This window comes from Streptomyces sp. NPDC052225, from assembly GCF_040679615.1.
Taxonomy (GTDB): domain Bacteria; phylum Actinomycetota; class Actinomycetes; order Streptomycetales; family Streptomycetaceae; genus Streptomyces.
In genome coordinates this window covers 22,367-38,490 of record NZ_JBFAVD010000018.1, presented here as the reverse complement: position 1 = coordinate 38,490, position 16,124 = coordinate 22,367, and the positions used below count along the sequence as shown (strand labels likewise).

General features: G+C 70.6%; 13 protein-coding genes and 1 tRNA gene. 5 read left to right on the top strand and 9 right to left on the bottom strand.

Annotated features, from left to right (window positions below; genetic code table 11):
- Positions 1-136: 136 nt before the first annotated feature.
- The 4 genes from AB0L37_RS24665 to AB0L37_RS24650 form a co-directional block, all read right to left on the bottom strand.
- Positions 137-1,198 (bottom strand): AAA family ATPase, encoded by a 1,062-nt coding sequence (locus tag AB0L37_RS24665; protein ID WP_365509319.1) that lies wholly within the window; start codon positions 1,196-1,198, stop codon positions 137-139.
- Positions 1,198-2,136 (bottom strand): bifunctional DNA primase/polymerase, encoded by a 939-nt coding sequence (locus tag AB0L37_RS24660; protein WP_365509710.1) that lies wholly within the window; start codon positions 2,134-2,136, stop codon positions 1,198-1,200. The genes AB0L37_RS24665 and AB0L37_RS24660 overlap by 1 nt, the downstream gene beginning before the upstream one ends.
- 38 nt (positions 2,137-2,174) lie before the next feature.
- Positions 2,175-2,444: a hypothetical protein gene (locus AB0L37_RS24655; protein WP_365509316.1), complete on the bottom strand. Its 270-nt coding sequence runs from the start codon at positions 2,442-2,444 to the stop codon at positions 2,175-2,177.
- Between the two features lie 200 nt (positions 2,445-2,644).
- Complete coding sequence (locus AB0L37_RS24650; RefSeq protein WP_365509313.1) at positions 2,645-2,836, bottom strand: helix-turn-helix domain-containing protein; 192 nt, start codon at positions 2,834-2,836, stop codon at positions 2,645-2,647.
- Positions 2,837-3,017: 181 nt separating this feature from the next.
- On the opposite strand from AB0L37_RS24650, the gene AB0L37_RS24645 reads away from it, so the two are divergent.
- Complete coding sequence (locus tag AB0L37_RS24645; RefSeq protein WP_365509310.1) at positions 3,018-3,683, top strand: helix-turn-helix transcriptional regulator; 666 nt, start codon at positions 3,018-3,020, stop codon at positions 3,681-3,683.
- Positions 3,683-4,882 (top strand): tyrosine-type recombinase/integrase, encoded by a 1,200-nt coding sequence (locus tag AB0L37_RS24640; RefSeq protein WP_365509307.1) that lies wholly within the window; start codon positions 3,683-3,685, stop codon positions 4,880-4,882. The genes AB0L37_RS24645 and AB0L37_RS24640 overlap by 1 nt, the downstream gene beginning before the upstream one ends.
- 97 nt (positions 4,883-4,979) lie before the next feature.
- On the opposite strand, the gene AB0L37_RS24635 is transcribed toward AB0L37_RS24640, so the two are convergent.
- The 3 genes from AB0L37_RS24635 to AB0L37_RS24625 form a co-directional block, all read right to left on the bottom strand.
- A tRNA-Thr gene (locus tag AB0L37_RS24635) sits at positions 4,980-5,053 on the bottom strand.
- A gap of 104 nt (positions 5,054-5,157) precedes the next feature.
- Complete coding sequence (locus tag AB0L37_RS24630; RefSeq protein WP_365509304.1) at positions 5,158-6,738, bottom strand: alpha/beta hydrolase; 1,581 nt, start codon at positions 6,736-6,738, stop codon at positions 5,158-5,160.
- 77 nt (positions 6,739-6,815) lie between these two features.
- Positions 6,816-8,021: a DNA polymerase III subunit delta' gene (locus AB0L37_RS24625; protein ID WP_365509301.1), complete on the bottom strand. Its 1,206-nt coding sequence runs from the start codon at positions 8,019-8,021 to the stop codon at positions 6,816-6,818.
- A 113-nt stretch (positions 8,022-8,134) separates the two neighbouring features.
- Between AB0L37_RS24625 and AB0L37_RS24620 the strand changes: the two genes are divergently transcribed.
- Entirely contained in the window at positions 8,135-8,623 is a 489-nt protein-coding gene (locus AB0L37_RS24620) for a GNAT family N-acetyltransferase (protein ID WP_365509298.1), read from the top strand.
- Positions 8,624-8,718: 95 nt separating this feature from the next.
- On the opposite strand, the gene tmk is transcribed toward AB0L37_RS24620, so the two are convergent.
- Together tmk and topA are read right to left on the bottom strand one after the other, a co-directional pair.
- On the bottom strand, positions 8,719-11,829 hold the full coding sequence (gene tmk / locus AB0L37_RS24615) for a dTMP kinase (protein WP_365509295.1): 3,111 nt from the start codon (positions 11,827-11,829) through the stop codon (positions 8,719-8,721).
- 118 nt (positions 11,830-11,947) lie between these two features.
- Positions 11,948-14,764, bottom strand: coding sequence for a type I DNA topoisomerase (topA, locus tag AB0L37_RS24610; protein WP_365509292.1), 2,817 nt, complete (start codon positions 14,762-14,764; stop codon positions 11,948-11,950).
- A 399-nt stretch (positions 14,765-15,163) separates the two neighbouring features.
- Between topA and AB0L37_RS24605 the strand changes: the two genes are divergently transcribed.
- Together AB0L37_RS24605 and AB0L37_RS24600 are read left to right on the top strand one after the other, a co-directional pair.
- Positions 15,164-15,646 carry a TM2 domain-containing protein gene (locus tag AB0L37_RS24605; RefSeq protein WP_365509289.1) on the top strand — a complete coding sequence of 161 codons (483 nt, stop codon included), beginning with the start codon at positions 15,164-15,166 and terminating at the stop codon, positions 15,644-15,646.
- Positions 15,630-16,037, top strand: a complete 408-nt coding sequence (locus AB0L37_RS24600) for a DUF2752 domain-containing protein (protein ID WP_365509286.1) — start codon at positions 15,630-15,632, stop codon at positions 16,035-16,037. The genes AB0L37_RS24605 and AB0L37_RS24600 overlap by 17 nt, the downstream gene beginning before the upstream one ends.
- Positions 16,038-16,124 lie beyond the last annotated feature (87 nt).

Sequence of the window (16,124 nt, the reverse complement as noted above, 5' to 3'; positions counted from 1 at the left end):
GGGCGTGTGAGCGGCGTGAAGTAGGCCGTGAAGCTGTGACCTGCGGCGATGCCGTCAGCGTGAAGCGCGTGGGAGGGGCGTGAAGCCTCACGCGGAAACGGCCGCGTGAAGCAGTTCGTGAAGCTGCATGGCTCGCTCACGACACCGACCGCATCTGCAGGTAGTACGTCGCCGCGCTGGTCTTGGACGCGCCGTTGTGGCGGAGCAGGAAGCCCTCGTTGTGCAGCTTCTCTAGCCGCCGCCGAGCCTTCTCGACCTGCGCCGGAGTTGGCTTGTTCGTCTCGAACAGGTCTTCCGCCGCCCGCTTCGCGGTGAGTCCTTCGGGCCCACCGTTCCGCACCAGTTCGATCAGGTCAGTCGTCTGCTGAACGGACGACGTGCCGCTCGGGTGGTCATGTACGACACGGAAGGGTCCGACCTCGTTCATGGGCTGCTTCAGGTGCCGGAACGAGACGACGGGGTCGCCGGGGTCGCCGTACAGGGAGATCACGGAGCCAGTGCCGGAGGTGAGCCAGACGGATCCGTACACGTCGGAGATCGTGTTGGGCTCGCCGCCGTTGGTGCCGGCCTTGCGGTTGTGGTGCAGCTCGAGGACTTGCACGCCTTCGGTGAGGGCCTTCTGCCTGGCGCGGTTGTATCCGGCGCCGACTTCGTCGTCCGACAGGCCGATGGCTGCGTCCTTCAGACTGTCGATGACGACGGTGTCGGCCTTCGCCCGCTCGCACATCGCGACGAGGATTTCGGGACGCTTGGCCAGGTCGAACGGCGGCGGCCCTTTCCAGAAGACGAGCCGGTCGTTGAGGAACTCTCGATCGTCGAGGACGAAGAGGCGGTGTGCCGCGCGCTGGGCCTGCGCCGGCCGGTCCATGGCCAGGTAGAGCACGCGCTCTCCGGGGGTCACGGGCAGGCCCAGGACGGTGTCCTGGAGTCCGAGGCGGGCACGCACGACCTGAAACGCCACCGTGGTCTTGCCCGCTCCCTGGGGCGCGGCGATCATCAGGGCTTCGCCTTCGGCCCACAGCACGTCAGCCTCTGATCCCCATACCGATGGCGGGGTCTCCGGCACGTCGAGGACGAACGAGCCGCCAGGCACGAACAGTTGGGCCAGTGCTTCGTTGGGGTCCGACTCCGGCTCGGGCATGGGAGGCACGTCGCCCTCCCACGGATCTGCGTCGAGCTGGTCGTTCAGGTCTGCCATCAGGCCCTCCCGGCGGCGTAGGAGAGGCCGGATTCGATGGCCTTGTGGATCTCGTAGTCGGTGCGCTGGGCCTGGTGGCCAGCGGCGTACAGCTCGTTACGCATGTCCCCTTCGGAGCAGAGGCCGCGGTCGACCATGAAGGCGGCGGCGCAGGCGACACGGACCAGGACGGTGTGGCGTTCGCTCTCGCTGGCGGTGGCCAGCTCGTTGCCGAGATCCTGCAGCGTCTTGCCGCGCAGCTCACGGTCGTCCTGCGGGGTGTGGTCGCGGGGGCGCCGAGGACGGGGAACCGGGGATGGCTTGGGCTTGTGTCCGGTGTGCTCGAGGTGGTGGAGCAGCCAGTCGGGGGCCATGGCGGGCGCGGTAGCGTCGCCGATGCGTCGGTACTCGCCGTCTTTGGTGACGCTGGTCGGGCCGACGATGTAGCTGTTGGTGGAGCGGATGTCGACGAGCCAGCCGAAGGCGCCTTCGGACTTGTTGATGACGACGCCGTCGGGGAGCTTGAGCCAGATGTGGAGGCCGAGGTTCGGGGTGCCGACCTGCATGGTGTCGGTCGGGTGCTTGGCCTTGTACCGCTCGAGGGCGAGGGCCCATACGTCGAAGCCGTTACGAACGCCGGGAATCTTGGCGTACTTGTCCGGGACGGGGCCGCCGTTCTTGTTCGTGTCGAGGTCGACGATGACGAGCCCGGCCGGCCCCGGCGAGATGGCGAAGTTGAGGTCGGGCATGCGGTCGATCCACGACTGCGCCTTGTCGTGGTCGAGGGTGGCGGCGTGGAAGCCATGGCACATGTCCGGCGGGTGGGGGCAGTCCTTGATCCCGTGGTGGCGAACGTAGTCGTCCGACTTGATGTCGCATTGCGGGCACGACTTCGGGGGGACCTTGGCCATGGGGCTGAGGGGGGAAACAGGGCAGCCGCGGTCGATGAACGCGTGCATCGCGCGATGCCGTCGCTCACGCGGGGTCAACTTGCGGCTCACTGGCTGGTCTCCGTGCCTTTCAGGTCAGCGATCACTCGGTCGCTGGTCTGGCTGATGTAGGTGAGGTAGATCCGCTCGACTGCCCTGACCGCCTGCGCGCTGGGCTGCTCCCGTAGGTGCTGCTCGATGCTGTCGCGCACGTGGTGGGCACGCGCTTGCTCGGACTGGTACCTGACGTACTGGGCGCCCTGGTTGTCGATCGGGGCGGTGGCGTCGAGGTCGCCGGGCTGTTCTACGGGCCAGGCGCCCGGCTTGGTGCTGGACATGCGGGGCTTCCGATCGCGAGGGCGAGGGCCGGTCCTGGCTCCGCTGGTGCGGCGCACACTCGCGCGTGGATTTGGGGCACCGCTACGGCGCACTCCCCCGGAACAACCGAGATGTGCCACGATGGACGCAGACTCACCGCCCGCAGCGGAGTGTTTCTGAAACGGCCCGGCTTCCCTCCGGGCCGTTTCTGCGTTGTGGGTCATGCGCTGGCGTCCCCGACCTGCACGGTCTGCGCCTCGAGCCATGCCTCGATGGCGGAGCGGCGGTACTTCACGCGGCCGGACCGGCCGGGGGTCTGCTTGATGTAGCTGGGCCCAAGCCCGGACCAACGCCAGTTCGCCAGCGTCTGCGTGCTGAACCCGTACTCCTCGTGAACCTGCCGAGGGGTCATGAGTGTGTCCCCGTCAGTGTTCGGCTTCCCTACTTTGGGTGATCGAGAGTGCATCCCTGATCCCTTCAAGCCCTCGGTGTTGCTACATAGAACCGTATGATGCCATGATGCACCGGTGAACGAGATGGTAGCGGATACCAGCCGCATTACAAGCCGGGCGCTGTTGCTTACGCTGTCTCCCATGACTGAGCAGCGAAGAGGGCGACGCGCCATCGAAGTAGGTCCGACCGGTAAGAACGTCGCCGAGAACGTGGCCCGCCTCCGAGAGCGCGCGAGCCTGACCACTCGCCAGCTCGCTGCGAAGCTCGAACAGGCAGGGCGCCCCATCCCCGCCTCCGGGATCACCCGCATGGAGAACAAGCAGCGAGTGGTCACAGCCGATGAACTGACGGCACTGGCTGCCGTCTTTGGTGTGAGCCCGTCAGCCCTCCTCCTGCCGCTCAAGGACTCGGCCACCGAGGCCGTCGAGGTCACCGGGGCCGGCGCGGTGCCCAGCGACATCGCCTGGGCATGGGCCAGCAACAAGCGCCCGCTGCAGATCGCGCCCGGTCAGGAGCAGACGGCCGCCATGGAGTACGCCCTCGCCTCTCTCCCCCCGAACCTTCGCGAGGCGATGCAGCACCCCGCCGGCCGCGCGCTCGAGGCTGCTCACGAAGACGTGATGAAGGCCATCGTCCGCTCCAAGTGGAGCGTCGAGGGAGACGAGCACGGATTCGAGGATGCCCTGCACCAGGCGCGTACCTCACTGGAGAGGACAGAGGCCGAGCTCGGTCGGCTGGCCGTGGAGCATGAACAGCTTGTGCGGTTCCGTGACGGCGGCAGGGATGCAGTGGAGGGGGGCGACTGATGGCGCGAGTGTGGATCGAGGACCGTGCGAATCACGCGGAGTACCTGGCGGCGATGGAGAAGTGGCAGGCCGCGAAGCGTGAGGGTGCGAAGCGGCAGGCGCCGGGCCGGTGGCGGGTGCGCTGGTACGGGCCTGACGGGAAGCCGAAGGCGAAGACGTTCACCAAGCTGCCGCAGGCCGAGGCTGAGAAGGATGCGATCACGGCCCGCCTCGACAAGGGTTCGTATCGCGACCCGAAGTCTGGGAAGGCCCCGGTCAAGGTCGTCGCCGAGGAGTGGATCGCGTCGAAGCGGAAGATCGGCCGGACCACGAAGCGCGACTATCGCGACCTGCTGGACAACTACGTGATCCCCAAGTGGGGTGACTGGCAGGTCGCGGCGGTGCAGTGGGAGGACGTGAACGCCTGGCTGACGGAGTTGGAGACAGAGCCGGGCAAGGCGGGGAAGCAGCTCGGGGCGGCCCGGATCATCAAGGCGTACCGGGTTCTCGCGATGGTCCTGAAGCACGCCGTGTTCTCCAAGCGCATCTCCGTGAGCCCTTGCCACGACCATGAGTTGCCGCGGCCGGACGACGAGGACGAGCACGTCTATCTCACCTACGACGAGCTCGAGCGCCTGGCCCTGGCTGCTGGTGAGTACCGGCTGCTGATCCTGACGCTCGGGTACTGCGGGATCCGGTGGGCGGAGGCGTCCGCGGTGAAGGCGGGCCGCCTGTCGGTGCCGAAGCGCCGGATTCGGATCGTGCAGAACTACACCGACGTGTCAGGGCACTTGGCCCTGGGGCCGGTGAAGAACCACGAGAAGCGCTCGGTGCCGCTCCCCCGGTCGTTCGCCGACGAGCTGGGCACGCTCGCCCACGGGCGGCCTGCTGACGGGCTGCTGTTCACGGCTCCCGAGGGTGGGCCACTCCGCTACGCGAACTTCCGGTCGCGGATATTCGATCCGGCCGTGAAGGCGGCAGGGCTCGGCGGGATGGGCATCACGCCGCACAAGTTGCGGCACACGGCCGCGTCTCTCGCCATCGCGGCCGGCGCCGACGTGAAGGTGGTTCAGCTCATGCTCGGACACAAGGACGCGTCGATGACGCTGAACATCTACGGGCATCTGTTCCCGGACCGGCTCGACGAGGTTGCCGACGCGCTCGACGCCGGGCGAAAGGTCGCACTAGCCCTAGCGGATGCGTCGCTCACTGACGCCTAGCGATCAGAATCACGTGTACTAAATGCGTACTGGCCCCCGTCAGCGATCTTGACGGGGGCCAGTCTCTTACCGCCGTTGAGCAGCGGGTTTATCTCTGAGCCGCCTTCGGGATTCGAACCCGAGACCTACGCATTACGAGTGCGTTGCTCTGGCCATCTGAGCTAAGGCGGCGCCGCTACGCGCACCGGAGTGCGTCAGCAACGTCGCCAATCCTACACGCTCCCCAGGGGTGCTCCGCACAGCCTTTATGACCAGCTGAGATCGGCGCTCACCCGTCACGAGCAGCGCTTTCCGTCCTTCGGCGGGGTGCCGTCCAGGAGGTAGGTGTCGATCGCCGAGTCGATGCAGTCGCTGCCGCGGCCGTACGCCGTGTGGCCGTCGCCCTCGTACGTGAGGAGGTGGCCGGAGGAGAGCTGGTCGGCGAGGGAGACGGCCCACGGGTAGGGGGTCGCCGGGTCGCGGGTGGTGCCGACGACGACGATGGGGGCGGCTCCGTCGGCGGTGATGCGGTGCGCCTCGCCGGTCGGCTTCACGGGCCAGTGCGCGCAGTTCAGCGCGGACCAGGCGAGGCCGGCGCCGAAGACGGGGGACGCCTTCTCGAAGGAGGGCAGCGCGGCCTCGACCTCCTCGGGTGTGGTGAAGGACGGCGGCTGGTCGAGGCAGTTCACGGCGGCGTTGGCGAACATCAGGTTGGTGTACGTGCCGTCGGGGTCGCGCTCGTAGTAGCTGTCGGAGAGGGCGAGCAGGCCCGCGCCGTCCTTCTGCTTGATCGCGGCGGTGAGCGCCTCGCGCAGTTGCGGCCAGGCCCCCTCGTCGTACATCGCCGCGATGACTCCCGTGGTGGCGAGCGCCTCGCCGAGTGTGCGGCCGTCGGGGTCGCCGGTGGCCAGCGGCTTCTTGTCGAGCGCGGAGAAGAACTCGCCGAGGCGGTCGCCCGCCTGGTCCGGGGTGCCGGTGCCGAGCGGGCAGTCGGAGCGGCCCACGCAGTCCTTCGCGAAGGAGGTGAACGCCGTCTCGAAGCCGGCGGTCTGCTGCCGGTTCAGTTCGCGCGCGTCGAGGGAGGGGTCCATGGCGCCGTCGAGGACGAGACGCCCGACGCGCTCCGGGTAGAGCCCGGCGTACGTCGCGCCGAGGAACGTCCCGTACGAGGCGCCCACATAGTTCAGCTTCTCGTCGCCGAGCGCCGCGCGGACGAGGTCCATGTCGCGGGCCGCCTCGATGGTGGACACGTGCGGCAGGACCCGCTTCGACGTCGCGTCGGACGTCTCGCAGCCGGTCGCGAACTTCTCGAAGGCCGCGCCGAGGACCTTCTGCTCGCGGGCGTCGTCGGGGGTGACGTCGGTCTGCGTGTACGCGTCCATCTGCTTGCCGTCGAGGCAGGTGACGGGCGCGCTGCGGGCCACGCCGCGCGGGTCGACGGCGACCATGTCGTAGCGGGCGCGGACCTGCTCGGGGTAGCCGATGCCCGCGTACGACTGGAGGTAGCCGATCGCGGAGCCGCCGGGGCCGCCCGGGTTGACGAGCAGTGAGCCGAGGCGCTTGCCGGGGCCGGTGGCCTTCTTGCGGGAGACCGCGAGGTCGATGTCGCCGCCCGTCGGCCGGTCGTAGTCGAGCGGCGCCTTGAGCGTGGCGCACTCGAAGCCGGGCACGCCGCACTCGCGCCACTTCGGGGTCTGCTCGTAGTACGAGGTCAGCTCGGCCGGGGTCGCGCGCGGCAGCGCGGCGAGCGAGGCGTCCGCGGTGTCCGAACCCGCCGGGGCACAGCCCGTGACGCCTACGAGCAGCAGCCCGGCGGCAGCGGCGAGCAGAGCGGGGCGAGGGCGGCGAAGGGTGAGGGGATGGCGCCAGAAGTACATCGGGCGAGCGTAACGCTCCGCGAATGAGGCGTCACATTCGGTGGCGTCCCCCTCCTCGGTTCTGGCGGTGCCGTCGGCTACCCCGCCCGCAGTGCCACCGTCATCGCCTCGACCGCCAGCAACGGCGCCACGTTCCGGTCCAGTGCCACCCGGCATGCTCCGATCGCCTCGATCCGGCGCAGCGTCGACTCCGGCGACGAGCCGCGCGCGAGGCGCTCCAGGGTGTCCTGTATCTCCGTGTTCGCCAGCGCCACCCGCGAGCCGAGCTGCAACGCCAGCACGTCCCGGTAGACGCTCGTGAGGTCGGTGAGGGCCAGGTCGAGGCTGTCGCGCTGCGATCTCGTGCGGCGGCGCTTCTGCTTGTCCTCCAGGTCCTTCATGACGCCCGCCGTGCCGCGCGGCATCCGCCCGCCGGACTGGCCGCCGAGCGCCGCCTTCAGCTCCTCGGTCTCCTTGGTGTCGACCTCTTCGGCGATCTGCTTGGAGTCCTCGGCCGCCGCGTCCACCAGCTCCTGGGCGGCCTTGAGGCAGCCGCCGATGTCCTCGACGCGCAGCGGCACCTTCAGGACGGCCGCTCTGCGCTCCCGCGCGCGCGGGTCCGTGGCCAGGCGGCGGGCCCGGTCGATGTGGCCCTGTGTGGCGCGGGCGACCTGGGCTGCGACCTGCGGCTCGATGCCGTCGCGTCGTACGAGCATGTCGGCGACGGCGTCGACCGCCGGGGTGGACAGGGTCAGGAGGCGGCAGCGGGATCGGATGGTGGGGAGCACGTCCTCCACGGAGGGCGCGCACAGCAGCCACACGGTGCGGGGGGCGGGCTCCTCGACGGCCTTGAGGACCGCGTTCGCCGACTTCTCGTTCAGCCGCTCCGCGTCCTCGACGAGGATCACCTGCCAGCGGCCGCCCGCCGGTGACGTGTACGACTTGCGGACGGTGTCGCGCATGTCGGCCACGAGGATCTGCGCGCCGTCGGCGGCGACCGTCGAGACGTCCGCGTGCGTGCCGAGCAGCGCCGTGTGGCAGCCGTCGCAGAAGCCGCAGCCGGGGGCACCGCCGAGGGCTCTGTCCGGGGACACGCACTGGAGCGCGGCGGCGAAGGCGCGGGCCGCCGCGACCCGGCCCGCGCCCGGCGGTCCGGTGAACAGCCAGGCGTGCGTCATCTTCGACGCCGGGGGCGGCGGGGTGTCGGCTGCCGCCGCCGTCACCAGGGCGTCCGCGTCCCGCGCCGCCGCGTCCAGCGTCACGACCACGCGCTCCTGACCGACCAGGTCGTCCCATACGGCCATGCGGCACCGCCCTTCCTCAAAGCTGTAGCCATTGTGCCGGGCGCCACTGACAACCCGGACGACCTGTGGAAAACCCCGCTGACAACCGACCCCGGCCACGATTGGATACGGCGGTGACGAACCCCCGTAGCGAGCCCCGTACCGAATCCCGTACCGAACTGCGTATCGAAACCCTGACCGGCGACTCCCCGGACGCCCTGCTCCGCGACTGGCAGCACCTGCACAACACGATCGTGCCGGTCGAGTCCGCGTACCTCTCCCTCGACGACGTACGCGAACGCGCCGGCCGCAACGTCATGGAGACCGCGTACCTCGGCGACGAGCCCATCGGCTGCACCACGGTGCGGCCGCCGCGCGAGGGCACGGCCACCGTGATCTCGCGCGTGCTGCCCGCCCACCGCGGCCGCGGTCACGGCACCGCCCTGTACGAGCGCGCCCTCGCCGCGGCCCGCACGCGAGGCGCTACAGCCGTCGAGACGGTCGTGCTCACGTCGAACACGGCCGGTCTGCGCTTCGCCGAGCGGGCCGGCTTCACGGTCGAGGTCGACCGCTACCGCCTCGACGGCGACACGGTCGACTGGGTGGAGCTGCGCCAGGCCTGAAAACCCGGCGCCAAAGCCCGGTGCCAAAGCCTGGCGTCAAAGCCCGGCGCCGAAGCCTGGCGTCAAAGCCTGGCGTCGAAGCCCGGCGCCGCGCCCTACCGGCGCCGGCCCCGCCGCTCGTCACCGTCGACGTCGTCCACGCCGCCGAGCAGCTCGTCCGCCAGCGACGGCAGGTCGTCCAGCGGTGTCTCCTCCGCCCAGTCGGAGCGGGGGCGGCGCCGCGGCCGGCCCTCCTCGTCGACCTGCGGCAGCTCGGCCGTACGGTCGTTGGCCCCGTCGGGGCGGGCCGGCGCGGGCCGCTCGTCACGGAAGAAGCCCGGCGGCACCTTCCCCGCCGCGTCGTCCGGCACCTGCGGCAGCACGGCGGTCTCGTCGGCCGCACCGGCGGGCGGCTGCGGCAGCACCGCGGTCTCCTCGGCGTCGGAGGCGTCGGAGGCGTCGGAGGCGTCGGACGGGGCGGTGTCCCGCACGGGCGGCAGCACCGCCGTCTCCTCGGCCTCGGACGGCTGCTGCGGCCGCACGATCGGCGTGGGCACGGTCGTCTCGTTGTCCGGCACCTCGGACACCGGCGGCTTGCGCAGCTCCGCCTTGCGGAACTGCGTCGTCGCGCTGTCCTGGGCCGCCGCGCTCGCCGCCGCAGCGAGGCGCCGCGCCTCCTCCGCGCGCAGCAACGCCTCCTCGGCCTTGCGCTGCTTCTCCAGGCGCCGCTCCTCGGCCTCGGCCCGAAGCCGCGCCTCCTCCTCGGCCTGCTTGCGGCGGCGCTCCTCCTCGGCGGCGCGCTGCTGCTCCTCGGCGAGCAGGCGGGCCCGCTCCTCCTCGGCCTTCTTGCGCGCTTCCTCGGCGCGTCGGCGGGCCTCTTCGGCCTGGCGCTCGGCCTCGATGCGCTGCGCCTCCTCCAGCTCGCGGCGCTGGCGCTCCTCCTCCTCGGCGCGGAGCTTGGCGAGCTGCTCCTGGCGCTCGCGCTCGAGCCGCTCCTCCTCGGCCTTGCGGGCGGCCTCTTCCTCGGCCTTCCTGCGGGCCTCTTCCTCGGCGGCCTTCCTGGCCTCTTCCTGGGCCTTGATCTCGGCTTCGGAGAGCGGCAGGAGTACGTCGAGACGGTGCCGGATGACGGTGGTGACGGCCTCCGGCTCCTGGCCCGCGTCCACGACGAGGTAGCGCCCGGGGTCACCGGCGGCCAGCGTGAGGAAGCCGGAGCGCACGCGCGTGTGGAACTCGAGCGGCTCCGACTCGAGCCGGTCCGGCGCCTCGGTGAACCGTTCGCGCGCGGCCTCCGGGTCGACGTCGAGCAGCACGGTCAGATGCGGTACGAGACCGCTGGTCGCCCAGCGGTTGATCCGGGCGACCTCGACCGGGGAGAGGTCGCGGCCCGCGCCCTGGTAGGCGACGGACGAGTCGATGTAGCGGTCGGAGATGACCACGGCGCCGCGCTCCAGGGCGGGGCGGACGACGGTGTCGACGTGCTCCGCGCGGTCGGCCGCGTACAACAGCGCCTCCGCGCGGTGCGACAGACCGGCGCTCGACACGTCGAGCAGGATCGACCGCAGCCGCTTGCCGACGGGCGTCGCTCCCGGCTCGCGCGTGACGACGACTTCGTGGCCCTTGCCGCGGATCCACTCCGCGAGCGCGGTGGCCTGGGTGGACTTCCCGGCTCCGTCGCCGCCTTCGAGGGCGATGAAGAATCCGGTCGTGGCGGGGGCCTGCGCCGGGTCGTTCCCGCCGAGCAGCGCGTCCTTCAGGTCCTGGCGCAGCGGTACGCCGCTGCGGTCGTCGGTCTTGGCGAGGACGAACGCGGCGACGGGCAGCAGCAGCGCGCCGACCAGCATCAGCGTGAAGGCGGCGCCGCCGTGCGCGAAGACGAACTTGCCGCTCTCCAGGCGGTGCCGTCCGATCAGCGCGGCGACGACCGGCGCGATCAGGGCGCCGAGCGCGACGCTGACCCGTACGACGGCCTGGAGGTGCTCGGTGACGCGGGCCCGCCGGTACTCCTCGGTCTCCTGGTCGAGCAGGGTGTGCCCGGTGTTGGCGGCGATGCCCGCGGCGACCCCGGAGAGCGCGACGATCAGGATGACGCTGGTCACGTCGGGCACGAGGCCCGCGGCGAGCAGCCCGATGCCGGTGAGCGCGATGGCGAGGGCGAGCAGGCGGCGGCGCGACAGCGAGGGCAGCACGGTGGGCGCGGTGCGGATGCCGACGACGGTGCCGCCGGTCAGGCCGAGCACGAGCAGCCCGAACGTCACCGGGCCGCCGTCCAGGTCCTTGGCGTGCAGCACGGAGACGGCGACGGCGGCCGAGATGGCGGCGGCGACGGCGGCGCAGGCGAGGACGAGCAGCGGGATCGCGCCCGTGCGGCCCTTGTCGATGCCAGCGCCGGTCTTCGGGCGGCGCAGCCCTTCGAGGGGCGAGCGCGCGCGGGGCGTCTGCGTGCCGGGAAGTTCGAGGAAGAAGACGACGGACAAGGAGGCGGCGAAGAGCCCGGCCCCGACATAGGAGGAGAGCGCCACCTGGTGCTGCGCGAACCAGTCGACGCCGGCGCCGATCAGGTTCTGCACGAGGGTCACGACGACGAGCACGGCGGCGGCCAGCGGGATCGCGACAAAAGAAGTACGCAGCGAGAGCCGGCGCAGCGCATCCATGTGGTCCGGAAGCGGCCGCACGGCCGCGCCCTCCAGGGGCGGCGCGGGCAGCAGCGCGGGCGCGGCGCTCTCCTTGGCGACGGTCCAGAACCGCTCGGCCACCCCGGCGACGAAGGCCGTCACGAGGATCAGCGCCAGTGCGTTGTCCGGCGTCCAGTCGATCCACAGGGGCGCGACGATGAGCAGCGCGGCCCGCAGTCCGTCGGCGCCGACCATGGTCCAGCGCCGGTCGAGCGGTCCGCCGGGCGTGGTCAGGGAGGTCAGCGGCCCGAGGAGCACCGCTCCGAAGAGCAGCGTCGACAGGATGCGCGCCCCGAACACGGCGGCGACGGCGAAGGCCACGCCCCGGTAGCCGCCGCCGAAGGAGCCCTGGGAGATGGCCGCCTGGAGCGCGAGGACCACGAGCACAAGCAGTCCGAGGACGTCACCGACCCCGCCGACAAGCTGGGCGGACCACAGCCTCTTCAACTGCGGTACACGCAGGAGTGCGCGCACGGCGCGCTCTCGGGAGTCCGCTACCAGGGCGTCGTCGGTGGCCGTGTGGGGGGCCGTTGGCTGCTCGGCACGGGTCATTCGTCCAGCCTATCGGGCCGTACCGACACGCAAAGGCCCCGCCCGAACAAACGGACGCCCCCGGGGTATCGATCCCGGAGGCGTCCGCGCGTACTGCCCACGTACCGCTCGCCGCGTACTACTCGGCCGGAGCCGCCTTCTTGGCGGGGGCCTTCTTGGCAGCGGTCTTCTTTGCGGCCGTCGTCTTCTTCGCCGCGGTCGTCTTCTTGGCGGCGGTCTTCTTGGCGGCCGTCTTCTTGGCGGGCGCCTTCTTAGCGGCCTTTTTCGCCGTCTTCTTGGCGGGGCCCTTGGCCCGCTTCTCCGCGAGCAGCTCGTAGCCGCGCTCGGGCGTGATGTCCTCCACGGAGTCCGACGCCCGCAGGGTCGCGTTCGTCTCGCCGTCCGTGACGTAGGCGCCGAAGCGGCCGTCCTTCACGACGACGGGCTTCTCGCTGACCGGGTCGGTGCCGAGCTCCTTCAGCGGCGGCTTGGCGGCCGCGCGCCCGCGCTGCTTGGGCTGGGAGTAGATCTCCAGCGCCTCTTCGAGCGTGATGGTGAAGAGCTGCTCCTCGGCCGTGAGCGAGCGCGAGTCCGTGCCCTTCTTCAGGTACGGGCCGTACCGGCCGTTCTGTGCGGTGATCTCCACGCCCTCGGCGTCGGCGCCCACCACGCGCGGCAGCGACATCAGCTTCAGGGCGTCGTCCAGCGTCACCGTGTCGAGCGACATGGACTTGAAGAGCGAGGCCGTGCGCGGCTTGACCGCGTTCTTCCCGGTCTTCGGGGTGCCCTCGGGGAGCACCTCGGTGACGTACGGGCCGTAGCGGCCGTCCTTGGCGATGATCTGGTGCCCGGAGACGGGGTCGGTGCCGAGTTCGAAGTCACCGCTCGGCTTGGCGAGCAGTTCCTCCGCGTACTCGACGGAGAGCTCGTCGGGGGCGAGGTCCTCGGGGACGTCGGCGCGCTGGTGGTTCTCGGCGTCGCGCTCGCCGCGCTCCACGTAGGGGCCGTAGCGGCCGACGCGCAGCACGATGTCGTTGCCGACGGGGAACGACGAGACCTCGCGGGCGTCGATCGCGCCCAGGTCGGTGACGAGTTCCTTGAGGCCGCCGAGGTGGTCGCCGTCGCCGTTGCCCGCGTCGGCGGCGCCGCCGGCGCCCGGGGAGCCCTCACCGAAGTAGAAGCGCTTCAGCCACGGCACGGACTGGGCCTCGCCCCGCGCGATGCGGTCGAGGTCGTCCTCCATGGACGCGGTGAAGCTGTAGTCGACGAGCCGCCCGAAGTGCTTCTCCAGGAGGTTGACGACGGCGAACGACAAGAAGGAGGGCACGAGAGCCGTCCCCTTCTTGAAGACGTAGCCGCGGTCGAGGATCGTGCCGATGATCGACGCGTACGTCGACGGGCGGCCGATCTCGCGCTCTTCGAGTTCCTTGACCAGCGAGGCCTCGGTGTAGCGGGCCGGCGGCTTGGTGGCGTGGCCGTCGACCGAGATCTCCTCGGCGGACAGCGCGTCGCCCTCGGCGACCTGCGGAAGGCGGCGCTCGCGGTCGTCCAGCTCCGCGTTCGGGTCGTCGGCGCCTTCGACGTACGCCTTCATGAAGCCGTGGAAGGTGATCGTCTTGCCGGACGCGCTGAACTCGGCGTCGCGGCCGTCGCTGGAGCGACCGCCGATCTTCACCGTCACGCTGTTCCCGACGGCGTCCTTCATCTGGGAGGCGACGGTCCGCTTCCAGATCAGCTCGTACAGGCGGAACTGGTCGCCGGTCAGGCCGGTCTCGGCGGGCGTGCGGAAGCGGTCGCCCGAGGGACGGATGGCCTCGTGCGCCTCCTGCGCGTTCTTGACCTTGCCCGCGTACGTGCGCGGCTTGTCCGGCAGGTAGTCGGCCCCGTACAACTGCGTGACCTGGGCACGGGCGGCGCTGACCGCCGTGTCCGACAGGGTCGTGGAGTCCGTACGCATATAGGTGATGAAGCCGTTCTCGTACAGCTTCTGGGCCACCTGCATGGTCGCCTTCGCACCGAAGCCCAGCTTGCGCGAGGCCTCCTGCTGCATCGTCGTCGTACGGAAAGGCGCGTACGGCGAGCGGCGGTACGGCTTGGACTCGACCGAGCGGACCACGAAGTCCGTCTGCTCCAGGGCGGCGGCGAGCGCGCGGGCGTTCGCCTCGTCCAGGTGCAGCGTGTCCGACTTCAGCTGTCCCAGGGAGTTGAAGTCGCGGCCCTGCGCGATGCGCTTGCCGTCGACCGCCGACAGGCGGGCCACCAGCGACGACGGGTCGGACGGGTCACCGGCGCGGCCCGTCGCGAAGGTGCCGGTCAGGTCCCAGTACTCGGCGGAGCGGAAGGCGATGCGCTCGCGCTCCCGCTCGACGACGAGGCGGGTGGCGACCGACTGGACGCGGCCCGCCGACAGGCGCGGCATGACCTTCTTCCACAGGACCGGCGAGACCTCGTAGCCGTAGAGGCGGTCGAGGATACGGCGGGTCTCCTGGGCGTCGACCATGCGCTTGTTGAGCTCGCGCGGGTTGGCGACGGCGGAGCGGATCGCGTCCTTGGTGATCTCGTGGAAGACCATCCGGTGGACGGGAACCTTGGGCTTCAGGACCTCAAGGAGGTGCCACGCGATGGCTTCGCCCTCGCGGTCCTCATCGGTGGCCAGGAAGAGTTCGTCGGAGTCCTTCAGTAGGTCCTTGAGCTTCTTGACCTGGGCTTTCTTATCCGCGTTGACCACATAGATCGGCTGGAAGTCGTGCTCGACGTCCACGCCGAGCCGGCGGACCTCACCCGTGTACTTCTCGGGGACCTCGGCCGCGCCGCTGGGGAGGTCGCGGATGTGCCCGACGCTCGCTTCGACGACGTACCCAGGGCCGAGATAGCCCTTGATCGTCTTCGCCTTGGCGGGCGACTCGACGATGACGAGTCGGCGGCCGCCCTGTGCGGTCTCGCTGGTCGGGGACAACTTCGCTCTTCTCTCCGGTCGGCGGTTGGAGCCGTTCTGTTCCATGGATGCGGCCATGGTCTGGTCCGTGGTCACGGCACTGCTGCGGAGTGTGACGGTACCTCCCGCCGGTGTGTCAAACGGGAAAAGCACGCAGCAGCCACTCGGAACGGTAACCCGACTCCTCGTGATCCTGCCCCCGGACCGGGGAGCGGACGCCTCTGCTCCGGGTACCCGGGGAGTCACTGTGTGTGCCACGTTCCTGTCACGGACGTCCCTATTACGTTGCCATTGACCGCCCTCGCCCCACGTACTTATCTGCTCCTGACAAGATGGCGGGTGGCTGGGGGAGCCCGACGGGAGCCTCCGGCACGTCCCCACCGGCGTCCTGGCCGGCATCCCGACCGCAGGAGCATCCCGATGTCCGACAGCAATCCGTACGGCCAGCAGCCCCCACAGGACCCGGGGGCCAACCCCTACGGCCAGCCTCCGCAGGACCAGCCCTACGGCTACCCGCAGCAGGGCGCTCCCCAGCCCGGCTACGGCGCCCCGCAGGGCGGCCAGCCCAACTACGGATACCCGTACCCGGGTTCCGCCCCGGCCGGCGGCGGTTACCCGCCCCAGCCGCAGCCCGGCATGCCCGGCGGCTACGACCCGAACGCGCCGTACGGGTACGACCCGTACGGCCGTCCGTACTCCGACAAGTCGAAGATCGTCGCGGGTGTGCTCCAGCTCTTCCTGGGCGGCTTCGGCGTCGGCCGTTTCTACATCGGCAACGTCGGCATCGGCCTCGCCCAGCTCTTCACCTGCGGCGGCCTCGGCATCTGGGCCCTGATCGACGGCATCATCCTGCTGACCAGCAACAACACGACGGACGCCCAGGGCCGTGTCCTTCGCAGCTGACCGTGCGCCCGCGTTCTTGCGGCACCCGGCCGCGGCCCCCGTCGGGGTCTTCGTGGCCGGGGCCGCGGGCGCCCTCTATCTGTACGGCACCAACCCGCACGAGCCGGGCCACTGGCTGCCCCGCTGCCCGTTCCGGCTCGTCACGGGGCTGCTCTGCCCGGCGTGCGGCGGGACACGCATGGTGTACGACCTGATGCACGGTCAGTTCACCACCGCCTGGCACGACAACGCGGCGCTGCTGCTCGCCGCCCCGTTCGCCCTTGCGCTGCTGGGGCGTTGGGCCTACGAAGGGGTACGCGGGCGGCGCTGGCGCCCCTCGTTCGGTGTGCGCGGACAGGCCGTGATCCTGGGCCTCGCGGCCGCCTGGACGGTACTGCGCAACGTGATCTGACGGGGCATCGGCTCATCGGGTGATGCCGTGAAGCACCGCTGGTCACGTTCACCACACAGGTCACAAACCCGCCACGATCCGCGTGAC